Origin of the sequence: Rhodococcus sp. LB1 (assembly GCF_001583455.1) — a bacterium.
GTDB lineage: Bacteria > Actinomycetota > Actinomycetes > Mycobacteriales > Mycobacteriaceae > Rhodococcus_F > Rhodococcus_F opacus.
This window is the reverse complement of the sequence record NZ_LTCZ01000393.1, coordinates 25,944-42,910: the sequence shown is the minus strand read 5'-3', so window position 1 is coordinate 42,910 and position 16,967 is coordinate 25,944. Positions and strand designations below refer to the sequence as shown.

Sequence of the window (16,967 nt, the reverse complement as noted above, 5' to 3'; positions counted from 1 at the left end):
CTTCGTCCGCGGACGAAGCGTCATGGCGGTCGACCGGGTCGTGGGCCTTTCCTCGGCTTCACTGGCGTGGGGTATAGGCTTAGAACATCGGAATGGTTGTCGCGTCGAGCGAGTTGGCTCAGGCGTTCCCGATTCGGAAGAATGCACCGGCCGGTTCGCGGTCGATGCAAGGAGCGTCCATTTGATGCCAATCGCTACAGGAACGCACGGCCAGGCGCCACGCAGATCCGCTTGCCACCACGCCTGATGGCGAGCCGAAAGCCTACGGCACCATCCGGACCGCGACACATTTCGACAATGATTTCCTCGGTCGCCGTCACCCCGCCCGGCCGCACTCGAATACACCTGAAGCAAGGAACAACGATGACCATCGAACACGACAAGTCCGAACGCCCGCTCTTCTCTGCGCAGCGAACGCTGACCCACAGCACCCCGCAGCCCGTCTCCGAGGCGCCGCGTACCGGTGATTCACCCACGCCGACATCCGCCGAGATCCACCGGTCACTCTTCAGCGACGGGTAGGTAAACGCTGCAACCTCGGAAACGGGACGCGAACGGGGTAACTCCGCCGCGAGTACTGCGTCGATCGGGTGTGCTGGTGGCCGAGAGCGGCGGACGCGTGGGGTGTTGTGCCGGTGCCTATTTCGCTGAACCGAACAGCTCTGCGAGTGTGTCGACGCGTGCCCGCCGGTTGTCGGGGGAGAGTCGTTGCCCGTGGGTGAGGACGGAGATGCCGTGTAGTGCGCTCCAGAAGAGCTCTGCTTTGGTCTCCGCGTTCCGGGTTTGCTCCCCACCGACGGCCGAGACGAGGACGGCGAATGCGTCACGAAGTTCCGGCGGTGTGGATTCGTGGGCGAAGCGCACTCCCAGTTGCATCGAGAACATCGCTTCGTAGGTGGCGGGGTTCTCGGTCGCGAAGTCGAGGTAGGCGCTGATGAGTTTCGTCAGATCGGCGTCGCCGGCCTCGTCCAGCACCTGCCGCATGATGTGTGTGAAGTCTCGGAATCCGAGGAGCGCGACCGCGCTGACGATGCCGTCCCTGCCGTCCGGAAAGTGGCTGTAGAGCACGGGAGGGCTGTACTCGATCTCGTTCGCGAGACGGCGAGTCGTTACGGCAGGCCAGCCGTCGTTTTCGGCGATGTCGCGGGCGCAGTCGACGATCCTGCGCTCGCGATCCTGCTTTTCCCTTGCTTTGCGTTCTCGAACTCCCACGACCAAATTCTATCACTGGTAGAGTTCCGTCCGTCGATAATCTATCGTTGATAGAAAGTCTTTAGACGGAAGGAGCGGCAAATGCTCGCCTGGATCGGACTCGTCATCAGCTGGATAGGGGCCCTCGGAATCATGGCGATCGGTGCGGCCTACCTTCTGAAGAACGAGAAGAATGCCGCGGGATTCGGGCTTCCCGCCAACCCCGCACCCGACGCCCGCGGCTGGTGGCAGGTGAAGGGGATCCGCGACGTCACCAGCGGTCTTCTGATAATCGTCTTCACCTTCGCGGCCCGCGACCAGCTCGCCTTGCTGGTCTTCTTGCTTGCCGTGATTCCCCTGGGCGACATGTGGATCGTGCTGTCGAACGGCGGTGACCGGAAAGCAGCGTTCGCGATCCACGGTGCTACGGCACTAGCTCTGATCGTGGCCGCTGTACTGCTGGCCGTCTGACCGAAAACGAAACCAGCAGAATGCGATGACCGACAACTGCACCGAACGAGCAGCATCCGCGTCCACTGAGCGAGGCGAGGTGGTCGGGAACGACTCGGCTTCGATGCGTCTACTCTTCGACTCCTCGGATACGGGCGGTTCACTCAACTCGCTGGAGGTTCGACTCCGAGCCGGGGCCGATGGCGCAGCCCCACACTTCCACAAGCGATCGTCGGAGTTGTTCTACGTCATCGACGGAGAACTACAAGTGATGGCCGGTGACCGAATCATGACCGTCGAGGCCGGTAGGTCGGTGGTGGTGCCCGAACTGATGCCACACGCATTCATCGATGCGCCGTGGTGGTGGCAGGAACGCAACGGTACTCGCCACCAGGGCTAGGGGATCGGGCTGCTCGTGACTGGCGATCAGTGGTCAGGCACGTGACGCCGCCTCGAGGAACCGGTCCCGGTCGACGATCGCCCGGTCGATCTCGCCCGACGCGACAACCTTCCCCGAGCTATCGGTAGCCCGCACGGTGAAGGTGAGGCGGTGGCCGACAGCGGCGGCTGGTGGCTCGGCGGCGATCTCGACGCCGGCGCCGACCGGTGTCGGGCTGCGGTGCTCGATTCGGACAGCGGTCCCGACTGTCGTTTGACCCGCACCGATGAACGGTGCAGCACAGACGACGGTGGCCGCCTCCATCCACGCAATCAGCCGTGGGGTCGACAGCACCGGAACGTCGCCGCTGCCCAATGCGGTCGCGGTATCGGACTCAACTACCTCGTAGCGCACGCCAATACAGTACGCCAGGCGCGGCCGATCACTTGGTCAGCGCTTCCGCATCTGGCTTTCACGGTCGCCGTCGGGGATACGTAGATGGGCTGTGCGCTTTCATCATTGGAGAGGCGGGCGCGGCTTGGTGCTTGCGACGACAACGGTGCGTCGGTCGACGCCGAAGACCGAGACGCCGGTGGTGCACGATGACGCAGCACCGCAAAGACGTGTGCACCCGGATATTCCGTGGCGATATCTTCGATTCCGGGTTGTAGAAAGTCGCGAGGGTGCGTCTGAGACACTGGCTGCTGAGCGATAGCGTGTGTACTGGCTGCGCAGCGGTCCAGGCGTCACTATCGTCTCGACACGGGACTACGAGGGGGATCGCGAAGTATGCCGGGGATCGACGGGCACTTGGACTCGATGCAGCGCGCGGGCGCGAGGTCCTCACGGCGTACTCGACGTGTCGCCCTCGTGGTCGGCCTCACCGCCACAATCGCCCTGGGGACGGTACCGCCCGCCGCCGCGCAGCCGGCTCCGAGTGCCGATCTTCGCTGGGGGCCCTGCCCGGCCGAATACGAGCTGGATCCGGCATCCGATCAGTGCGCGTCGGTCACTGTTCCCCGCAACTACGCGGACCCCGCCGCCGGCACGATCGACGTTCTCGTCACCCGACACCGCGCCGAGGATCCCGGCTCGCGGCGCGGCGTGCTGTTCACCAATCCCGGTGGGCCCGGCGGAGACGCGATCGGCTCGAACAGCATGTTCGTCGAGATCCTGCCCGACGCGGTCCGCGCACAGTGGGACGTGATCGGTGTCCAACCGCGCGGGCTTCCCTACGCCGGCGCCGTCGAGTGCGTGCTGGCCCCTGAACAAACGATGGCGATGAGCCTCGGGTTCGGCGGTGCTGCGACGCGTAACGCATGCGAGTCCGCTGCGCCGGGCACCACGGCTCCCCTGACGACCGAGAACACCGCGAAGGACTGGGAGCAGGTCAGGCTCGCACTCGGCGAGGACGTCATCGACATCTACGGCCTCTCGTACGGCACGATTCTCGGATCCACCTACGCGACGCTCTTCCCTCAGCACACCGGTCGCGTGGTTCTCGATTCCGCCGTCGACCAGAAGTGGTTGTGGAACGACGTGTTGTGGCAGCAGAACGACGGCTACAAGGATCGTTTCTACGACCTCATGGACTGGATCGCCGCCCACGACGACACGTACGGGCTCGGTGACACCCCACTGAAGGTGTATCAGCGGTGGTCGGACCGGATCGTCGAGGAAGCCGGCGGGAACCCGACCCTCGCGCCACCGCCCGCCGAGATCGGTGACGTACCGCCCGGCCTGCAGTCCGTTGCGGATGCTTATCGCGGTGGGGTCGATCTCACCGGACCGGCACGCGTTCAGTTCGAGGCCTTCATCCGAAGCCTCGCCGACCCGTCGCACACCCAGATGTCGTCCAGCATCTACGTGATGACGCGGCAGGTGCTTCCCGCCCGCAACAGCTGGCCGCTCATGGCCCGGGTGATCCGGGACGGGCGAGACGCGATTCCCGACGGCAACGCGATGGACGACCTGACGGAGCAAGAGTACGAGCGGATTGCCCAGGCCCAGGTGATGCAGTCACTGGTCCTGTGCAACGAGAACAATGTCGCCGCTCGGCCGGACCGCATTCCGGGTTGGCTCTTCTCCACCTTCGTCACCGGAGATCTCTTCGACCTCATCGGGTACAGCTACAGCGCCGGGCCCGAATGTGCCGGTGCGCCGCCCGTTGTCGCGCTGCCCGCGTTGAGCAATCGAGGACTCGCGACGGCCCCGCTCGTCCTGCAAGGACTGCGCGACCCGCAGACCCCCTATCAGGGCGGAGTTCAGCTCGCCCACGACATGGGGGCGCACCTCGTCACCGTCGAGGGAGGAGATCACGGTGCGGGGATCCAGGGTGGCAACGCCGTCGTCGACCAGGCCGTTACCGAGTACCTCGAGACCGGGCGCACCACTGTCACGCACGCCCCTGAGGCGCCGATCACCGCACCGCTGTGAAGCCCGGGGCCGGGGCGCGGACGAAGTGAGGTTGGTACGCAACACTCCGCGTCCGTGCTGAGCTGCGGACGAAGTGAGGTTGGTACGCAACACTCCGCGTCCGTGCTGAGCTGCGAGACCGGCGTTCCTGGTTCGAAAAGGTGCAGACCCGAATAGACTTGCCGAGGTGAGCCGCGAGGATCCCGATCGGCTGTCCGCCGATGACGCACATATCCTGGGGCTCGAATCGGCGGTGATAACCGGCCACACGCTCAAGCTGGTAGTTCTCGAGCCGGCCATCTCCCCGCTCGACGTCGAGGCTCTGCGAACCGTGGTGTCGGAGCGGCTTTCGAGCCAGCCGCGAGCGACGCAACGGATCGACACCTCGGGACCGGAGCCGCGTTGGGTCGACGCGACCGCGTTCGAGATCAGTGACCACGTCCGGCGCCGGGAAGAGCCCGGGTGTGCCTCGCGCGACGATCTGTGGCGGGCCGTCAGCAAGCTGATGTCCGAGCACCTCGACCACGAGCGCCCACTGTGGACGTTCGATCTGATCGGCCCACTCGGCGACGGGCGCGAAGCGATCGCGGTCCGGATCCATCACGCGATGGCCGACGGGATCAGCGCGGTTCGATTCCTGGACGACATGCTCTGGGATCAGCACCTCGAACCGCCCCCGCGAGAATCGCGACCGGGCCTTCGCGCCGCTTCGCCGCAGCGGTCGCGGGTCGACGAGGCGCTGAGGATGCCTGCGGTTGTGCGTCGTGAGCTCGGCCATCGCGGATCGCACTCGCCCTTCGACCGCCCGATCAGTGCCGCCCGCGAGCTTGCATTCGTCATTGCCCCGCTCCCGGAGCTGAAGGCAATCGGCGCCGCGCGCCCCACTCACGCAACCGTCAACGACGTACTCCTCGCCATCGTCGCCGGCGGCCTGCGCAGCTGGCTCAGCGCCGGCGAAACGGGCTTGCCGCGGCTGCGTGCTCAAGTTCCGGTCAGCCTGCACCACCGGGATGAGGGAGCGGGCGAACTCGGAAACCGTGATTCTTTCCTGAACGTCGATCTGCCGCTCGCCGAGGCGGATCCGCTGACGCGACTCGACCGGATCAACACCGAGACCAGCAAGCGCAAACGCCTCGACGACGCCGAAGAGCTGTTCGATCTCTTCCACGCTCTCGGACGCGTGAAACGCGTCGAAGAAGCCGCAAAGCGACTCGCCGGCAGCGCGCGCGAGTTCAGCCTTTCGATCTCTAACGTTCCCGGCCCGCCCGCGCCGGTCAGCGTTTCCGGACGCCGGGTCGAGCGGCTGTTCTCCTCCTCGGAGCCCGCCGCTCACCACGCGCTGCGGATCTCGGCGATCTCCTGCGCCGGGATCATCGGTATCGGGCTCTGCACAGACCCCGAGGCTCTGCCCGACGTTGCCCGGCTGGCGGTGGCGATGGAAGATTCATACGCCGAATTGCGTGACGCCGCGATCACATGACGTTCGATTCCGTTCGGTGTCCATGGCATTCGCTGCCGGGCGGGGGTTGGTGGTTCAGGCGCGTCGGACAGGCATGATCGATCGCACCCGAGCGTCACGCAGGTACAGGCCGCCCCACACGAAGATGCCGACATAGATCGGGAACAGGGTGGTGCTGACGATCGGCTGCTCGGTGAGCATATTGGTAGCGACCGCTCCACCGAGGTATCCGGTCAACAGCACCGCGCCCAGGATGGACGTGGCAGGCACGATGTAGAGGATCAGGCACACCAGCAGAACGACCCCGATGACACGGTTGAGGTTCTCGGCAAAGCCCAGCTCGGCCATCGCCTCGCGCACCATTTGGGTGTTCGCGATGTGGATGAGCGAGTCGAACAGGAGAAACAGCACCACGAGGGCGCTGACGACGAGTCCGGCGACTCTGGCCTTCTTCGTGGTTCCGCCGGTCGGCGCCGGTGTCGCGTTGGAGGTTCCCGTGGAGGGTGGTGTCGATGTCATGAGACTTTCTCCTTGTCGTTCATGAAGCGGTACACCGTTCGCCTGAAGTACCTGCTCGTCGGCGTCACGCGGGCGTATCGACCGCTCCCGCACGCTTCGTTTCCACTCACACCAGTACAGACCGGAGGCGATGGGAAAACTCACCGCGGGCGACGTTCTCCAGGCGAACCCCGCCCCTCCTCGCGGAGCCGCAACCCGAAAAGTTGAAGTGATGGCCGATCTGGACAAGATCTCACGCCGTCATCAGCGCGACCGGACGCGATCATCGGCACCACCACCTCCGCGATACCCATCGATGAACTCGCCAAGGAAGTCCACGAACCCGACCATCGACAACACAGCACCCGTCTCGGTGGCACTGACCCGGCAACTGTCTGGCGGATGCTCGGCGCGGCGCATCCGTTGGACGCGCACATCGCGGAGTCGGTCCGCTCGACGCTTCGCGCCCCCTGCCGAGCGACTTGGCTCTCGGGAGACTCGCCGTTGGTACCTTTCTCGGCATTTTCCTGTCATCGAGAACTACAATCGGTCGCGACGAGTCAATCGCGCATACTCATGTGACATGAGGCCCAGCCTCGTTCATGCATCGCTCACGTTCGCGGTTCTCACCGTGTTTCCGCAGTTCACTCGCAGTTACGACTCCTCGTTAGCCTTGCAGCACGAGCTACCGGACATCGAGGCGGCGCATGGCGTCGAGGAGTGACCTATGGAGTTCAGACATCTCGTTTCATTCATCACCATCGCCGAGGAACTACATTTCGGACGGGCCGCTTCGCGGTTGCATCTCACCCAGCCGTCGCTCAGTGCACAACTGCAGAAGCTGGAGAAATCTCTCGGGGTGCGACTCGTCGCACGCAATTCGCACGAGGTCAAGTTGACCTCCGCGGGTCAGGAGTTCGAGGCCCAGGCCCGGCTGATCGTCTTCCAGATGGAGAAGGCCGCGCAAATCGCGAAGGCTACCGCGGAAGGTCGCTCGGGAACCCTGAACATCGGATACAACATGCCGGCAAGCCGGCACGTGCTGCCGTCTGCACTCGCCAAAATGAGTGCTGTGCACCCCGACGTCGTGGTGTCGTTGTGGGAGAAGCGGACCGGTCCCCAACTCGCGGACCTCGCGGACGGGACACTCGACGTCGCGCTCGTGTACGGGCATCCGCGGACGGCGGACTTCCGGTACCGGCTGGTCCTGCGGAAGATTCCGCTCGTGGCCGTCGTGGGCAAGGGGCACAGCTGGGCAGGACGGTCGGCTGTGCCGTTCGCCGAGTTGGCGAACCAGGCATGTGTGATTTTCTCGCGCGATCAATGCCCGGCCATGTACGACTCGATCTTCGGGGCGGCGTCCGACAGCCGGATCTCGCTCGACGTCGCTCAGACCGCCGATGACCCGGGCGCGACCGCGCACATGGTGTCGGTCAAGCCGCTGGTCGGATTCGCGTCGCTGCCGCGCGCGAGTTCGGGCGGTCTCGGTGCGATGGGCGCGAGTTCAGTGGCGGTGAAATTATTCGATCCGATTCCGACGATCGATCTGTATGCGGTGTGGCGGACGGTCGAGGCGAATCCTGCCGTCTTCGCTTTCCTCGACTGCATCGACAATTTCGAGGAATTGGAACGCGGCGAGCGCGGCCTGGTCGCTATTTGATTTTCGGCGATAGAATTACTCGTTCGCGCCTTTGTTTTATAGTTGTTGCCATGATTCGGTGACTGCCGAACAATTCTCGGCATGAATACTTCCTTCTCCCGAGATGGCCTCGAATTGTCGGACGAGATCGGGCTCTATTCTGTGGTGAGCGCCGCAGCCGCTGCCGCCCCGCATCGGATCACGTTGTGCGCCGGTGTGGACGGGGAGGAGTTGACTTGCGGGGACGTCGCGGAGCGCACGCGGGCCCTGGCGTCCGCGCTCATGGAGCGAGGGGTGCGGGCCGGGGACCGGATCGCGGTACTCGGGCGAACGAGCCTCGAGTCGGCGCTGCTCGATGTCGCCGCCCTGGCGGTCGGGGCGGTCGTCGTGCCGGTGTACCCCACGTCGTCCGACCTCCAGATCCGTCACGTACTAGCGGATTCGGGAGCCGTCCACTTCGCGGCGGAGAGCGATGAGGATGCGATTCGGCTGACCGTACGCATCGGAGCCGGCGCCCGAATCGGTGGGCGCAGGCTCCGCCGTATTCGGAGGCCTATTTCAGTCCGGATCGGACGAACGCGTTGACGATGTGCCGCTGGAGGACGACATAGAGGACGAACACCGGCAGGCACGCCAGACCGGCGACGGCCATCATCGGCCCCCAGTCGTTGCCCTCGGTTCCCATGAAGCTCCTCAGCCCCAACTGAACGACGGCGTTGCTGCGCTGCAGGACCACCGCGGGCCAGAAATATTCGTTCCAGGCATTGATGAACAGCAGAATCGACAGCGCCGCCAGCGCGGGACGCAGATTCGGTACCACGACGGTCCAGAGAATCGACCACGACGAACGGCCGTCCAGCTTGGCCGCCGCGACCAGTTCTTTCGGGAAGCCGGCCATGTGCTGCCGGAGCATCAGGACACCCAGCGCGGAGCACAGCGTCGGCACGATCACACCGACGAGGTTGTTGATCAGTCCCATTTGGTACAGCAGTACATAGTTGGGGAGCATCGTGACCTGGAACGGCACCAACCAGGTTCCGACGAACGCAAGGTAGAGCAGCCGTTGGAAGCGGAACGAATACATCGCGAACGCGTACGAGGCAAGCAGAGCCACGAGGAGCTGACCAGCCGCCGAGACGCCTGAGACGGCGAACGTGTTGGCGAGCAGGCGGATCACGTCGACCTTCTCGGTCGCGTCCACATAGTTGCCTAACGACAGCGGCCACGGAACGGGGGAGAGGGAGCCGACGTCATCGGGCCGCCGCAGTGACGTCGCGAGCAGCCAGTAGATGGGAAATGCGCACACGAGGGCGATGGCGACGAGGACGACATGTCCGCGAGCCCGCCGCCACAACGGCTCGGGTACGGCTGACTCGCTAGTCGTCATGGAACGAGATCCTTTCCGAGATCCATACGAGAACACCCGCAACGAGACCGAATCCGGCGAAGAGCATGATTCCCGCGGCTGCGCTCAGGCCCGCGTCGAAGCTGTGGAACCCGTAGTCCCACAACAGGTAGTAGATGTTGGTGGTCGCCTGTGACGGTCCGCCCTGGGTCAGGGTGTCGATGAGCGGGAAGGTCCACTGCGTGCTCAGCAGAACGGTCATCAGTCCGAGGAACACGAGGGTGGGCGACAACAGCGGCAGCGTGATCCACCAGTCGATCTGTCGCCGCGTCGCCCCGTCGACCTGTGCGGCCTCGGCGTAGTCCCCGCTGATGCCGGCCATTCCGGCAGAGACCACCAGCACGGCGAAACCCATGAAATGCCATCCGGTGATCGCGAGGATCACCCATTGCGCCGTCGCTGGTTCGTGGATCCAGTTGGTGTCCGAGCCCAGCACTCGGTTCACGATCCCCGCACCAGGGTCGAGGAGCCATTGCCACACGGCCGCGCTCGCGACCGGGGCGACGAGAAAGGGTGCGAAGATCAGGCTCTGGTAGATCGCCCGGGCTCGTCCGTGCACGCCGCGGGTGGCGAATCCGACGACCACCGGTAGCACGAGTGTGAACGGCAGCAGACCGACGATGAGGACGACCGTCCGCCACACGGAGTCACCGACCGCCGGCAGTTCCAGCAGCCGACGGTAGTTGTCGGTGCCCACGGGAACCATGGCGGTTGTCGGAAGCAGGTTCCAGGAGTAGGTGGAGAGTTGGGCCGCCTGAACGAGCGGGCGGTATGTCCACACGACCAGCAGCGCGACCGCCGGTGCCAGGTACAGGTACGGCTCGGCCATCCGCACCACCCTCCGGAGCGGGTGGGTACGGATGGCAGGCACCGTCACCGGTTCCCGGACCGGTGTTGTCGCGTCGGCAAGGTCCGGTACGGCAACGAACACGATGTTTCCCTCATCCCGCCCGCAGCGCGAGGGCATGCAATCGGGCGAGCATGTCCTGTTCGGGTATGTCGTAGACCGACTCGGCCGGGGTCGCCTCGACCGCGGTGGCGACCACCGTGGATTCGAGGACATCGATCCGGCTGAACCCGTAGCCGGCGACGCCGCGGTGACTGCCCACCGCCGCGATCGGGTCCACCCGGTAGGACAGGGCCGGACCGACCCACACCGGGATCCCCGCCACCGCCCCCGAGCTCGTCAGATGGGAGTGCCCACAGAGGATCATCCGCACATCGGAGCCGACCAGAACGGCCTCGAGCCGGTGGGGATCTTGGAGGCGAAGGTAGTTCACCGTGGCGACCGGGGACGGAAGCGGTGGGTGGTGAAGGACGAGGAGCGTTCCCCGCTCACTGGGCTGGGACAGTTCGTCGTCGAGCCATGCCAGCTGCTCGTCGGTCAGCCGACCCTCGTGCCTCCCGGGTGTGGTGCTGTCGAGCACGATCACCCGGAGACCGTGGATGTCGTGGACCGCGTCGTACGGGGCTTCGAGATCGCCGCCGGCGGAGTCGAGTCCGAGCAGTTCGGTATGGAACGCGGTGCGGTCGTCGTGATTGCCCATCGCGTAGACGATCTGCGCACCGAGTTGGGCGGCCGCCGGCTCGACGACCTCCCGCAACCGCCGGTAGGCCTCCGGCGCCCCGTTGTCGCTGAGATCGCCCGACAGCACCACCGCGTCCACGCGTTGGCGGGATCCGACGATGCGGTCGAGTGTGCGGATGAGGTTGTCGAGGGTGTCGATCGTGCCGTGGACGAGGTCGCCGGCGGCGCGGATGTGGGTGTCCGTCAGGTGAATCACCGTGACGTCTGCGGGGGTCACTGGGTGGGCAGAAGCGCGGTGGCCTGCTTCTGGGCGGCGTCGAGGGTGGATTTCGGGTCGGCGTCCTGGTAGACGACCGCCTCGACGGCGTCCATCATGCCGTCGCGGATCTGCAGGTAGTTGTTGCCGGGCATCGAGATCCACGGCTCCATCAACTTCAGCTGCGCGAGGTTGGGAGTCACGAGCGGGTTCTTCTGCGCCCAGTCCTGCAGCCCGGCCGGGTCGTCGACGAGTCCGGTGCGCAGCGGGAGGTAGCCGATGCCCTGCGCGATCTTGGTGTAGGCCTGCTCGCTGGTGAGGAACTTGATCAGTTCCCACGAGGCGCGCTGCTTGGCGGGGTCGGATGCGAAGGTGAAGAGGGAGGCGCCGGAGTTGGTGGGAACGGGGGTCTTGCCGGCGAAGGTGGGCATCGTGGTGGCGCGCAGGTCCCACTTGTCCTTGGCGCCCTTGACGAAGGTGCCCTGGATCGCGCTCGTTTCGAGGATCATGCCGATATCTCCGCGGGCGAAGGCCTCGTAGCCCTGCTGTTGGCTGAGCTTGGGGGTTGATCCCGACTGGACCAGGTTCTGCGCCATGTCCGCGACCTGCACCGCGGGGTCGGCGGCGAACGTGAGCGACGATCGGTCCTCGGCGATGACCCGTCCGCCGTTGGACCGGACGAGGCTCTGGAAGCACCAGTCCTTCGCGGTCTTGGTCAGGCAGTCCAGGTAGACGCCGCCCTTGCCGGTCTTCGTCGTGATCGCGGCCGCAGCGGCCGCGACCTCGTCCCACGTCTTCGGTGGTGCCGCGGGGTCGAGTCCGGCCTGCTCGAACAGCGATGCGTTGTAATAGAACACGGGAGTCGAGAAGACGAAGGGCACGCCGTAGGTGGAGCCTTCCCAGTCGCCCAGGGTGCGCGCGGTCGGGGCGTACGGGTACTTCGCGCCGTCGAAGTTCTTCTGCACGGCGTCCGTGCCGACGAGGTCGTCGAGCGAGTGGGCGCCGAGCTGGTGGATCGTGAAGTCGAGGTCGCTGAATCCGAGCTGCGCGACGTCCGGGGGCGATCCGGCCACCGTCTGGCTTTGGATGCTCGAGATCGTGTCGGTGGCCGGGTTGGGGCTGTTGCCCTGCGGCTTCTGCGCCGTGACGTGGATGTTCGGATTCTGCTTGGTGAAGTCGTCGATCAGGGCGTTGAAGGTGTCGGTCCACGCTCCCGCCATACCGTAGTTGTAGCTTTCGAACACGATCGACACGTTCTGGTCCGGCGCTAGTTCCGGCACCGGATCTGTGCTGCTCGGCGCGGAATCCGTGGTTGTGGTGCCGAGTCCGCCGCAGGCGGTCAGGACCAACGCGCTGGTCACCAGCGCGCCCAGCCCGGGCAGGGTCTTCTTCACTGTGGTTTCTCCTGTTGTTCGTGTGTGGGCGGGGCTCGTGAACATGCCGGTGCTCATGCCACCGACAGCGAGGCATCGCGTGGAGATGCCCCGTGTTCGTGAGGAACGTGCCAGACCAGCCGGCGGCCGGTCCCGGGGTCGAAGAGTTGAATGTCGGCGGGACCGACACTCAGCGCGGCGGCGTCGCCGACCTGGGCGGGAACCGGGCGCGGAGCGCGGACGCGAATGACGGTGCCGCCCACGGTGACGTGCAGGATCTCTTCGCTGCCCAGGTTCTCCGATGCGGTGACGACACCGCGGAGTTGGGCATCGGTGCCGTTCAGCCGGATGCGTTCCGGCCGGATGCCTGCGGTCACTTTCTGTGGTCCGGTCGCCGAGTCGGCGGACAGCCCGAGGGGTGCGTCGACGCCGTCGGCGACGAGGTGGAGTTCCCCGGCCCGGTCGATCACTGTTGCCTCGAACAGGTTCATCGGTGGCGCGCCGAGGAAGGCGGCGACGAACGTCGATCGCGGAGTGTCGTACAGCTCGGTCGGTGTACCGACCTGCTCGATCCTTCCGTTGTTCAGCAGTGCGATTCGTGTCGCCATCGTCATCGCCTCGACCTGGTCGTGGGTGACGTAGAGGAACGTCGATCTCAGGCGATGGTGCAGGTCGATGAGCTCGGTGCGGGTCGCGCTGCGCAACCCGGCATCGAGATTCGACAGCGGCTCGTCCATGAGGAACGCCCCCGGGTCGCGGACCATCGCCCGGGCCAGGGCCACCCGCTGACGTTGCCCACCGGAAAGCTGGGCCGGGCGCCGGTCCAGATGGCTTTGCAGACCGAGCGCCGACGCCACGGTCGTGATCCGTTCGCGGATCTCGGCCTTCGACATCTTGCGGGCACGCAGAGGGAAGCCGATATTCTTCGCGACGGTCAGGTGCGGGTACAGAGCATAGCTTTGGAAGACCATCGCAACGTCCCGCTGTCGCGGTGGTGTCCTGGTGATGTCGTTCTCGCCCAATAGGATGCGGCCCGACGACGGGCTCTCGAGTCCGGCGATCAGACGCAGCAGCGTCGACTTCCCGCACCCGCTCGGTCCGAGAAGAACCATGAACTCTCCGTCGGCGATGTCCAGGTCGACATCACGCACCACCTGCGCGTTGCCGAACTGTTTCGACACACCTTCGAGTCTTATCCGCGACACCCGCATCTCCTCGGTTGTTCCGTGTTTCCGGAGACACCACAGCAGCCATGGGTGACGGTGCGGTGAACACCACACCGCCAACTCCCGACCTGACCCGCGCCGGGCGGTCGCGTGCAGCGACGATAGGGGGAGTGGGCCCGCGCGATAGGAACCTTCTCACGCCTGCTCACTGTGCTCGATAGTCAAATTCAATCGAGCGCAGTGAAAAAGATTGCGGAGTAGTCGCTTACGGTCAGCGAACCTACGCTGACTTCGTGACTTCGCATCCAGACGCTGGCGTGTGCCGGCCCCTTCTCCTCGTCGGTATCTGCGCGGTGACGTTCGTCGTCTACCTCGACGCCAGCATCACCCCCATCGCGCTCCCGGAACACGCTGGCGTTCGCGTGCATCCACTGCGCGACCGTGCCGCCACCACCGAGGTCGCGGCCGAGCGGCTGATCGAGGCAAGTGGGGCGGCGAACCTCTCCGGCGCCACGTGGATGGTCTACTTCGCGCGGGCGCTCCGCGCCAACATCGGTCCGCGAGTGGACCTGCACACCCTGCCCCCCGGTCACCGGGATGATCGAACTCGGCGAGGGCTGCTCGATCGAACCCGAGACGGACCTGTCCGGGTACTGGATCGACGGCGACGTCATCCACATCGGATCGATCCGCGTCGGAGCCGGGGCAGCGGTCGGTGCCCGCTCGACGCTGTTTCCCGGCGCCCGCATCGGCGCCCACGCGGAGGTGGCACCGGGGTCCGCGGTCACCGGGAAAGTCTCGGCAGGTCAGCGGTGGGCGGGCTCGCCCGCAGTCAAGGTCGGCAAGGCGGTACACCCCTGGCCGGAGGACCGGCCGCCGCGTGCCTCGAAATGGGTACCCGTCTACGGCCTGACGTTCCTCGCGGTGGCGGCGATGCCCCTGCTCGCACTTGCCGGCGGTCTCGTCCTGCTCGGGTGGTGGATCCGCGACACGGACACGCTCGGCGCGGCCCTGATGACAGCACTGCCGATGCTCCCGGCCCCGACCGTCCTCGCCCTCGCCCTGTTCGCGGGGATGACCGTCGTCGTGGTGCGCCTGCTCGGGCTCGGCCTGCGCGAGGGCTATCACCCGGTGCGCAGCCGGATCGGCTGGCAGGCGTGGTCCACCGAGCGGCTGATGGACTCCGCCCGCACCTTCCTGTTCCCGCTGTACGCCAGCCTGCTGACCCCGCTCCGGTTGCGGCTGCTCGGCGCCAAGGTCGGTAAGAACACCGAAATCTCCACGGCACTGGTTCTGCCGTGATACACCACCGTTGCGGACGGCGCGTTCCTCGCCGACGACACCATGGTCGGCAGCTACGAACTCGGCGGCGGATGGCTGCGCATCGAGCCCGCCAAGATCGGCAAACGCGCATTCCTCGGCAACTCCGGCATGACCGGCCCCGGACGCACCGTGCCGAAGAACGGTCTGGTCGCGGTGCTCTCGGCCACCCCGGACAAGAAGGGCAAATCCGGTTCGTCGTGGCTGGGTAGCCCTGCGGTCCGGCTGCGCCGTTCGGCCACCGACGCCGCGACGTCGCGAACCTTCGATCCCCCGACCCGCCTGCGGGTCGCCCGAGCCTTGATCGAAACCTGCCGGCTGATCCCGATGATCATCACGCTCGGGTGGGCAGCAATGCTGTCCGGGCTCGTACTCCTCGTCGCCGGCGCCGTTGCCGGCGGCATCGCGGCGGCCGCCAAGTAAATCGTCGTCGGCCGCATCGGCGTCGTCGAACACCCGCTGTGGGGCTCGTTCGTCTGGCGCAACGAGGTGTCCGACGCGTTCGTCGAAACGGTCGCCGCGCCGTGGTTCGCCCGCGCCGCCACCGGTACCGCCGTGCTGAACCTGTGGCTGCGGGCGATGTGTGCGACCATCGGGCGCGGCGTCTGGTGCGACACGTACTGGCTGCCCGAGGCCGACCTGGTCACGCTCGGTGACGGCGCGACCGTGAGTCGCGGCTGCGTCGTGCAAACCCACCTGTTCCACGACCGGATCATGAGCATGGACACCGTCACCCTCGGCGCCGGCGCCACCCTCGGCCCGCACAGTGTGGCATTGCCCGCCTCGGCGATCGGACCGGGCGCCACCGTCGGGCCCGGCGTCTCTGGTGATGCGCGGGGACCGCGTGCCCGACTCGACCCGCTGACAGGGCAACCCCATCGCACCCCAGCCCGAACACGGCCGATAAGCACCGGCGTCGAGCGGCTGCGCCAGTTCGCTACTCGCGCGTAGCCACGAATCGGCCCGTATGCTCGGCCTCGTCGTGGGGCTGCGGCGATGGCCTGGAAAGCTGTGGAATGTGATGACACCCTGCGACATCACCGAGCGGAACGGGAAGACGCATGTCGATGAACCCTGATCCCAAGAGCGGGCGACGGCGACGGTTTTCGGTCGGAACACGGGTGAGAACCCCCCACTCCCTCGACGCGGAACTTCCGGCCGACCAGTGGCCCCTCGCGTCGGGAGTGATCATCGAGGACTTCGCCGACTCGGGCGGCCTCAGCCCGAAGGCGTACGGACGCGATTGGGCCTTCTCCCGGCGGTGGGCGATCGCCCTCGACGACGGCAATCTGATCTTCCGCGACAGCGAAGATCTCGACGACGAAGAGTCCGACACCGAACCCGTCTGAACAGGTGTGGGATGAGCGTCCAGCCGCCGGCGGTGACGGCACCTCCCGACAGATCTTGGCACCGGACTGCGGAGTCGAATGGCCTTGGAGTTTCTTCGCCGGTGTGTGATTCGACGAACGCGCACGAAATTCGTGCGTTCCCGTCCGCGAAGTGGCGGAGATCCGTCAAGTGTCGCCGGTGAGGGCCCTGATGGCGGCGCGTTCGACGAGCAACGGAACGAAGTCACGTACTGGTCGTCCGTCGAACTTGTGGTGAGCGGTGTCGATGGCCTGGTTGATCACGCCGGAGTCCATCGTCGGAAACCGCCGGGCCAAACGTTGTCGCACCACACTGATGTGCTGATCTTCAGTGGCTGCGTTCATCTTCGAATTGTCGTCCCGCCGTGGTGTGAATGCACGGGTTTCGCCGGGTACATCGGCGAGTGGCAGGGTGGATGCCGGCACCCGCCTCTGCCCGGGCTCGAGTAGGCGTCGGCGGTTTGCACGGTGTCACCGCGCTGGCACCTTGCCGACGTAGCCCGCGGCGCAGGCACCTACCT

The 16,967-nt window shown here is 65.9% G+C and carries 18 protein-coding genes and 1 pseudogene; 10 read left to right on the top strand and 9 right to left on the bottom strand.

Annotated features, from left to right (window positions below; genetic code table 11):
* Nucleotides 1-363: 363 nt before the first annotated feature.
* Nucleotides 364-522: a hypothetical protein gene (locus tag AZG88_RS53130; RefSeq protein WP_187300182.1), complete on the top strand. Its 159-nt coding sequence runs from the start codon at nucleotides 364-366 to the stop codon at nucleotides 520-522.
* A 117-nt stretch (nucleotides 523-639) separates the two neighbouring features.
* On the opposite strand, the gene AZG88_RS37635 is transcribed toward AZG88_RS53130, so the two are convergent.
* Nucleotides 640-1,212: a TetR/AcrR family transcriptional regulator gene (locus AZG88_RS37635; RefSeq protein WP_061700592.1), complete on the bottom strand. Its 573-nt coding sequence runs from the start codon at nucleotides 1,210-1,212 to the stop codon at nucleotides 640-642.
* 81 nt (nucleotides 1,213-1,293) lie between these two features.
* On the opposite strand from AZG88_RS37635, the gene AZG88_RS37630 reads away from it, so the two are divergent.
* The gene (locus AZG88_RS37630; RefSeq protein ID WP_005242708.1) at nucleotides 1,294-1,662 is read left to right on the top strand and encodes a DUF4267 domain-containing protein; all 369 of its coding nucleotides are present in this window, start codon (nucleotides 1,294-1,296) and stop codon (nucleotides 1,660-1,662) included.
* 25 nt (nucleotides 1,663-1,687) lie between these two features.
* Nucleotides 1,688-2,041, top strand: coding sequence for a cupin domain-containing protein (locus tag AZG88_RS37625; protein ID WP_080578191.1), 354 nt, complete (start codon nucleotides 1,688-1,690; stop codon nucleotides 2,039-2,041).
* Between the two features lie 33 nt (nucleotides 2,042-2,074).
* Here AZG88_RS37625 and AZG88_RS37620 read toward each other — a convergent pair whose 3' ends face one another.
* Nucleotides 2,075-2,434, bottom strand: a complete 360-nt coding sequence (locus AZG88_RS37620) for a thioesterase family protein (RefSeq protein WP_025432779.1) — start codon at nucleotides 2,432-2,434, stop codon at nucleotides 2,075-2,077.
* A gap of 375 nt (nucleotides 2,435-2,809) precedes the next feature.
* Between AZG88_RS37620 and AZG88_RS37615 the strand changes: the two genes are divergently transcribed.
* Nucleotides 2,810-4,456 carry an alpha/beta fold hydrolase gene (locus AZG88_RS37615; protein WP_061700591.1) on the top strand — a complete coding sequence of 549 codons (1,647 nt, stop codon included), beginning with the start codon at nucleotides 2,810-2,812 and terminating at the stop codon, nucleotides 4,454-4,456.
* Between the two features lie 166 nt (nucleotides 4,457-4,622).
* Complete coding sequence (locus AZG88_RS37610; protein WP_025432778.1) at nucleotides 4,623-5,915, top strand: wax ester/triacylglycerol synthase domain-containing protein; 1,293 nt, start codon at nucleotides 4,623-4,625, stop codon at nucleotides 5,913-5,915.
* 54 nt (nucleotides 5,916-5,969) lie between these two features.
* Here AZG88_RS37610 and AZG88_RS37605 read toward each other — a convergent pair whose 3' ends face one another.
* Nucleotides 5,970-6,413 (bottom strand): DoxX family protein, encoded by a 444-nt coding sequence (locus AZG88_RS37605; RefSeq protein WP_005242697.1) that lies wholly within the window; start codon nucleotides 6,411-6,413, stop codon nucleotides 5,970-5,972.
* 562 nt (nucleotides 6,414-6,975) lie between these two features.
* Here AZG88_RS37605 and AZG88_RS54630 point away from each other — a divergent pair.
* The 3 genes from AZG88_RS54630 to AZG88_RS37595 all read left to right on the top strand — a co-directional run bounded on the left by AZG88_RS54630 (nucleotide 6,976) and on the right by AZG88_RS37595 (nucleotide 8,616).
* Nucleotides 6,976-7,116: a hypothetical protein gene (locus AZG88_RS54630; protein WP_156517720.1), complete on the top strand. Its 141-nt coding sequence runs from the start codon at nucleotides 6,976-6,978 to the stop codon at nucleotides 7,114-7,116.
* Nucleotides 7,117-7,119: 3 nt separating this feature from the next.
* On the top strand, nucleotides 7,120-8,052 hold the full coding sequence (locus AZG88_RS37600) for a LysR family transcriptional regulator (protein ID WP_061700590.1): 933 nt from the start codon (nucleotides 7,120-7,122) through the stop codon (nucleotides 8,050-8,052).
* 81 nt (nucleotides 8,053-8,133) lie between these two features.
* Nucleotides 8,134-8,616: an AMP-binding protein gene (locus tag AZG88_RS37595; RefSeq protein WP_061700589.1), complete on the top strand. Its 483-nt coding sequence runs from the start codon at nucleotides 8,134-8,136 to the stop codon at nucleotides 8,614-8,616.
* Here the strand turns inward: AZG88_RS37595 and AZG88_RS37590 are convergent.
* The 5 genes from AZG88_RS37590 to AZG88_RS37570 are packed head-to-tail and all read right to left on the bottom strand — an operon-like array spanning nucleotide 8,585 to nucleotide 13,798.
* A complete protein-coding gene (locus tag AZG88_RS37590; protein WP_005242678.1) occupies nucleotides 8,585-9,418 on the bottom strand; it encodes a carbohydrate ABC transporter permease in 834 nt (277 codons plus the stop codon). The two genes, AZG88_RS37595 and AZG88_RS37590, sit on opposite strands and share 32 nt — an antisense overlap.
* On the bottom strand, nucleotides 9,408-10,403 hold the full coding sequence (locus AZG88_RS37585) for a carbohydrate ABC transporter permease (RefSeq protein WP_179443313.1): 996 nt from the start codon (nucleotides 10,401-10,403) through the stop codon (nucleotides 9,408-9,410). Before AZG88_RS37585 ends, AZG88_RS37590 begins: the two co-directional genes overlap by 11 nt.
* Nucleotides 10,378-11,241, bottom strand: a complete 864-nt coding sequence (locus tag AZG88_RS37580) for a metallophosphoesterase (RefSeq protein ID WP_061045479.1) — start codon at nucleotides 11,239-11,241, stop codon at nucleotides 10,378-10,380. Before AZG88_RS37580 ends, AZG88_RS37585 begins: the two co-directional genes overlap by 26 nt.
* Complete coding sequence (locus AZG88_RS37575; protein ID WP_061700588.1) at nucleotides 11,238-12,614, bottom strand: ABC transporter substrate-binding protein; 1,377 nt, start codon at nucleotides 12,612-12,614, stop codon at nucleotides 11,238-11,240. The genes AZG88_RS37580 and AZG88_RS37575 overlap by 4 nt, the downstream gene beginning before the upstream one ends.
* Before the next feature lie 53 nt (nucleotides 12,615-12,667).
* Nucleotides 12,668-13,798 carry an ABC transporter ATP-binding protein gene (locus AZG88_RS37570; RefSeq protein WP_061700597.1) on the bottom strand — a complete coding sequence of 377 codons (1,131 nt, stop codon included), beginning with the start codon at nucleotides 13,796-13,798 and terminating at the stop codon, nucleotides 12,668-12,670.
* 425 nt (nucleotides 13,799-14,223) lie between these two features.
* Between AZG88_RS37570 and AZG88_RS37565 the strand changes: the two are divergent.
* Both AZG88_RS37565 and AZG88_RS37560 read left to right on the top strand, forming a co-directional pair.
* Nucleotides 14,224-15,944: pseudogene (locus AZG88_RS37565) on the top strand (Pls/PosA family non-ribosomal peptide synthetase); the annotation flags it as partial.
* A gap of 256 nt (nucleotides 15,945-16,200) precedes the next feature.
* Complete coding sequence (locus AZG88_RS37560; protein ID WP_226955513.1) at nucleotides 16,201-16,428, top strand: hypothetical protein; 228 nt, start codon at nucleotides 16,201-16,203, stop codon at nucleotides 16,426-16,428.
* Nucleotides 16,429-16,593: 165 nt separating this feature from the next.
* Here the strand turns inward: AZG88_RS37560 and AZG88_RS37555 are convergent, their stop codons facing one another.
* Entirely contained in the window at nucleotides 16,594-16,791 is a 198-nt protein-coding gene (locus AZG88_RS37555) for a three-helix bundle dimerization domain-containing protein (protein ID WP_025432770.1), read from the bottom strand.
* Between the last annotated feature and the right edge of the window lie 176 nt (nucleotides 16,792-16,967).

Excerpts from the sequence above, each read along its gene's own strand:
- AZG88_RS53130 (WP_187300182.1), top strand. The coding sequence starts at position 364 with ATGACCATCGAACACGACAAGTCCGAACGCCCGCTCTTCTCTGCGCAG.
- AZG88_RS37630 (WP_005242708.1), top strand. The coding sequence starts at position 1,294 with ATGCTCGCCTGGATCGGACTCGTCATCAGCTGGATAGGGGCCCTCGGA.
- AZG88_RS37625 (WP_080578191.1), top strand. The coding sequence starts at position 1,688 with ATGACCGACAACTGCACCGAACGAGCAGCATCCGCGTCCACTGAGCGA.
- AZG88_RS37615 (WP_061700591.1), top strand. The coding sequence starts at position 2,810 with ATGCCGGGGATCGACGGGCACTTGGACTCGATGCAGCGCGCGGGCGCG.
- AZG88_RS37605 (WP_005242697.1), bottom strand. The coding sequence starts at position 6,413 with ATGACATCGACACCACCCTCCACGGGAACCTCCAACGCGACACCGGCG.
- AZG88_RS54630 (WP_156517720.1), top strand. The coding sequence starts at position 6,976 with ATGAGGCCCAGCCTCGTTCATGCATCGCTCACGTTCGCGGTTCTCACC.
- AZG88_RS37600 (WP_061700590.1), top strand. The coding sequence starts at position 7,120 with ATGGAGTTCAGACATCTCGTTTCATTCATCACCATCGCCGAGGAACTA.
- AZG88_RS37595 (WP_061700589.1), top strand. The coding sequence starts at position 8,134 with ATGAATACTTCCTTCTCCCGAGATGGCCTCGAATTGTCGGACGAGATC.
- AZG88_RS37590 (WP_005242678.1), bottom strand. The coding sequence starts at position 9,418 with ATGACGACTAGCGAGTCAGCCGTACCCGAGCCGTTGTGGCGGCGGGCT.
- AZG88_RS37585 (WP_179443313.1), bottom strand. The coding sequence starts at position 10,403 with ATGCCCTCGCGCTGCGGGCGGGATGAGGGAAACATCGTGTTCGTTGCC.
- AZG88_RS37555 (WP_025432770.1), bottom strand. The coding sequence starts at position 16,791 with ATGAACGCAGCCACTGAAGATCAGCACATCAGTGTGGTGCGACAACGT.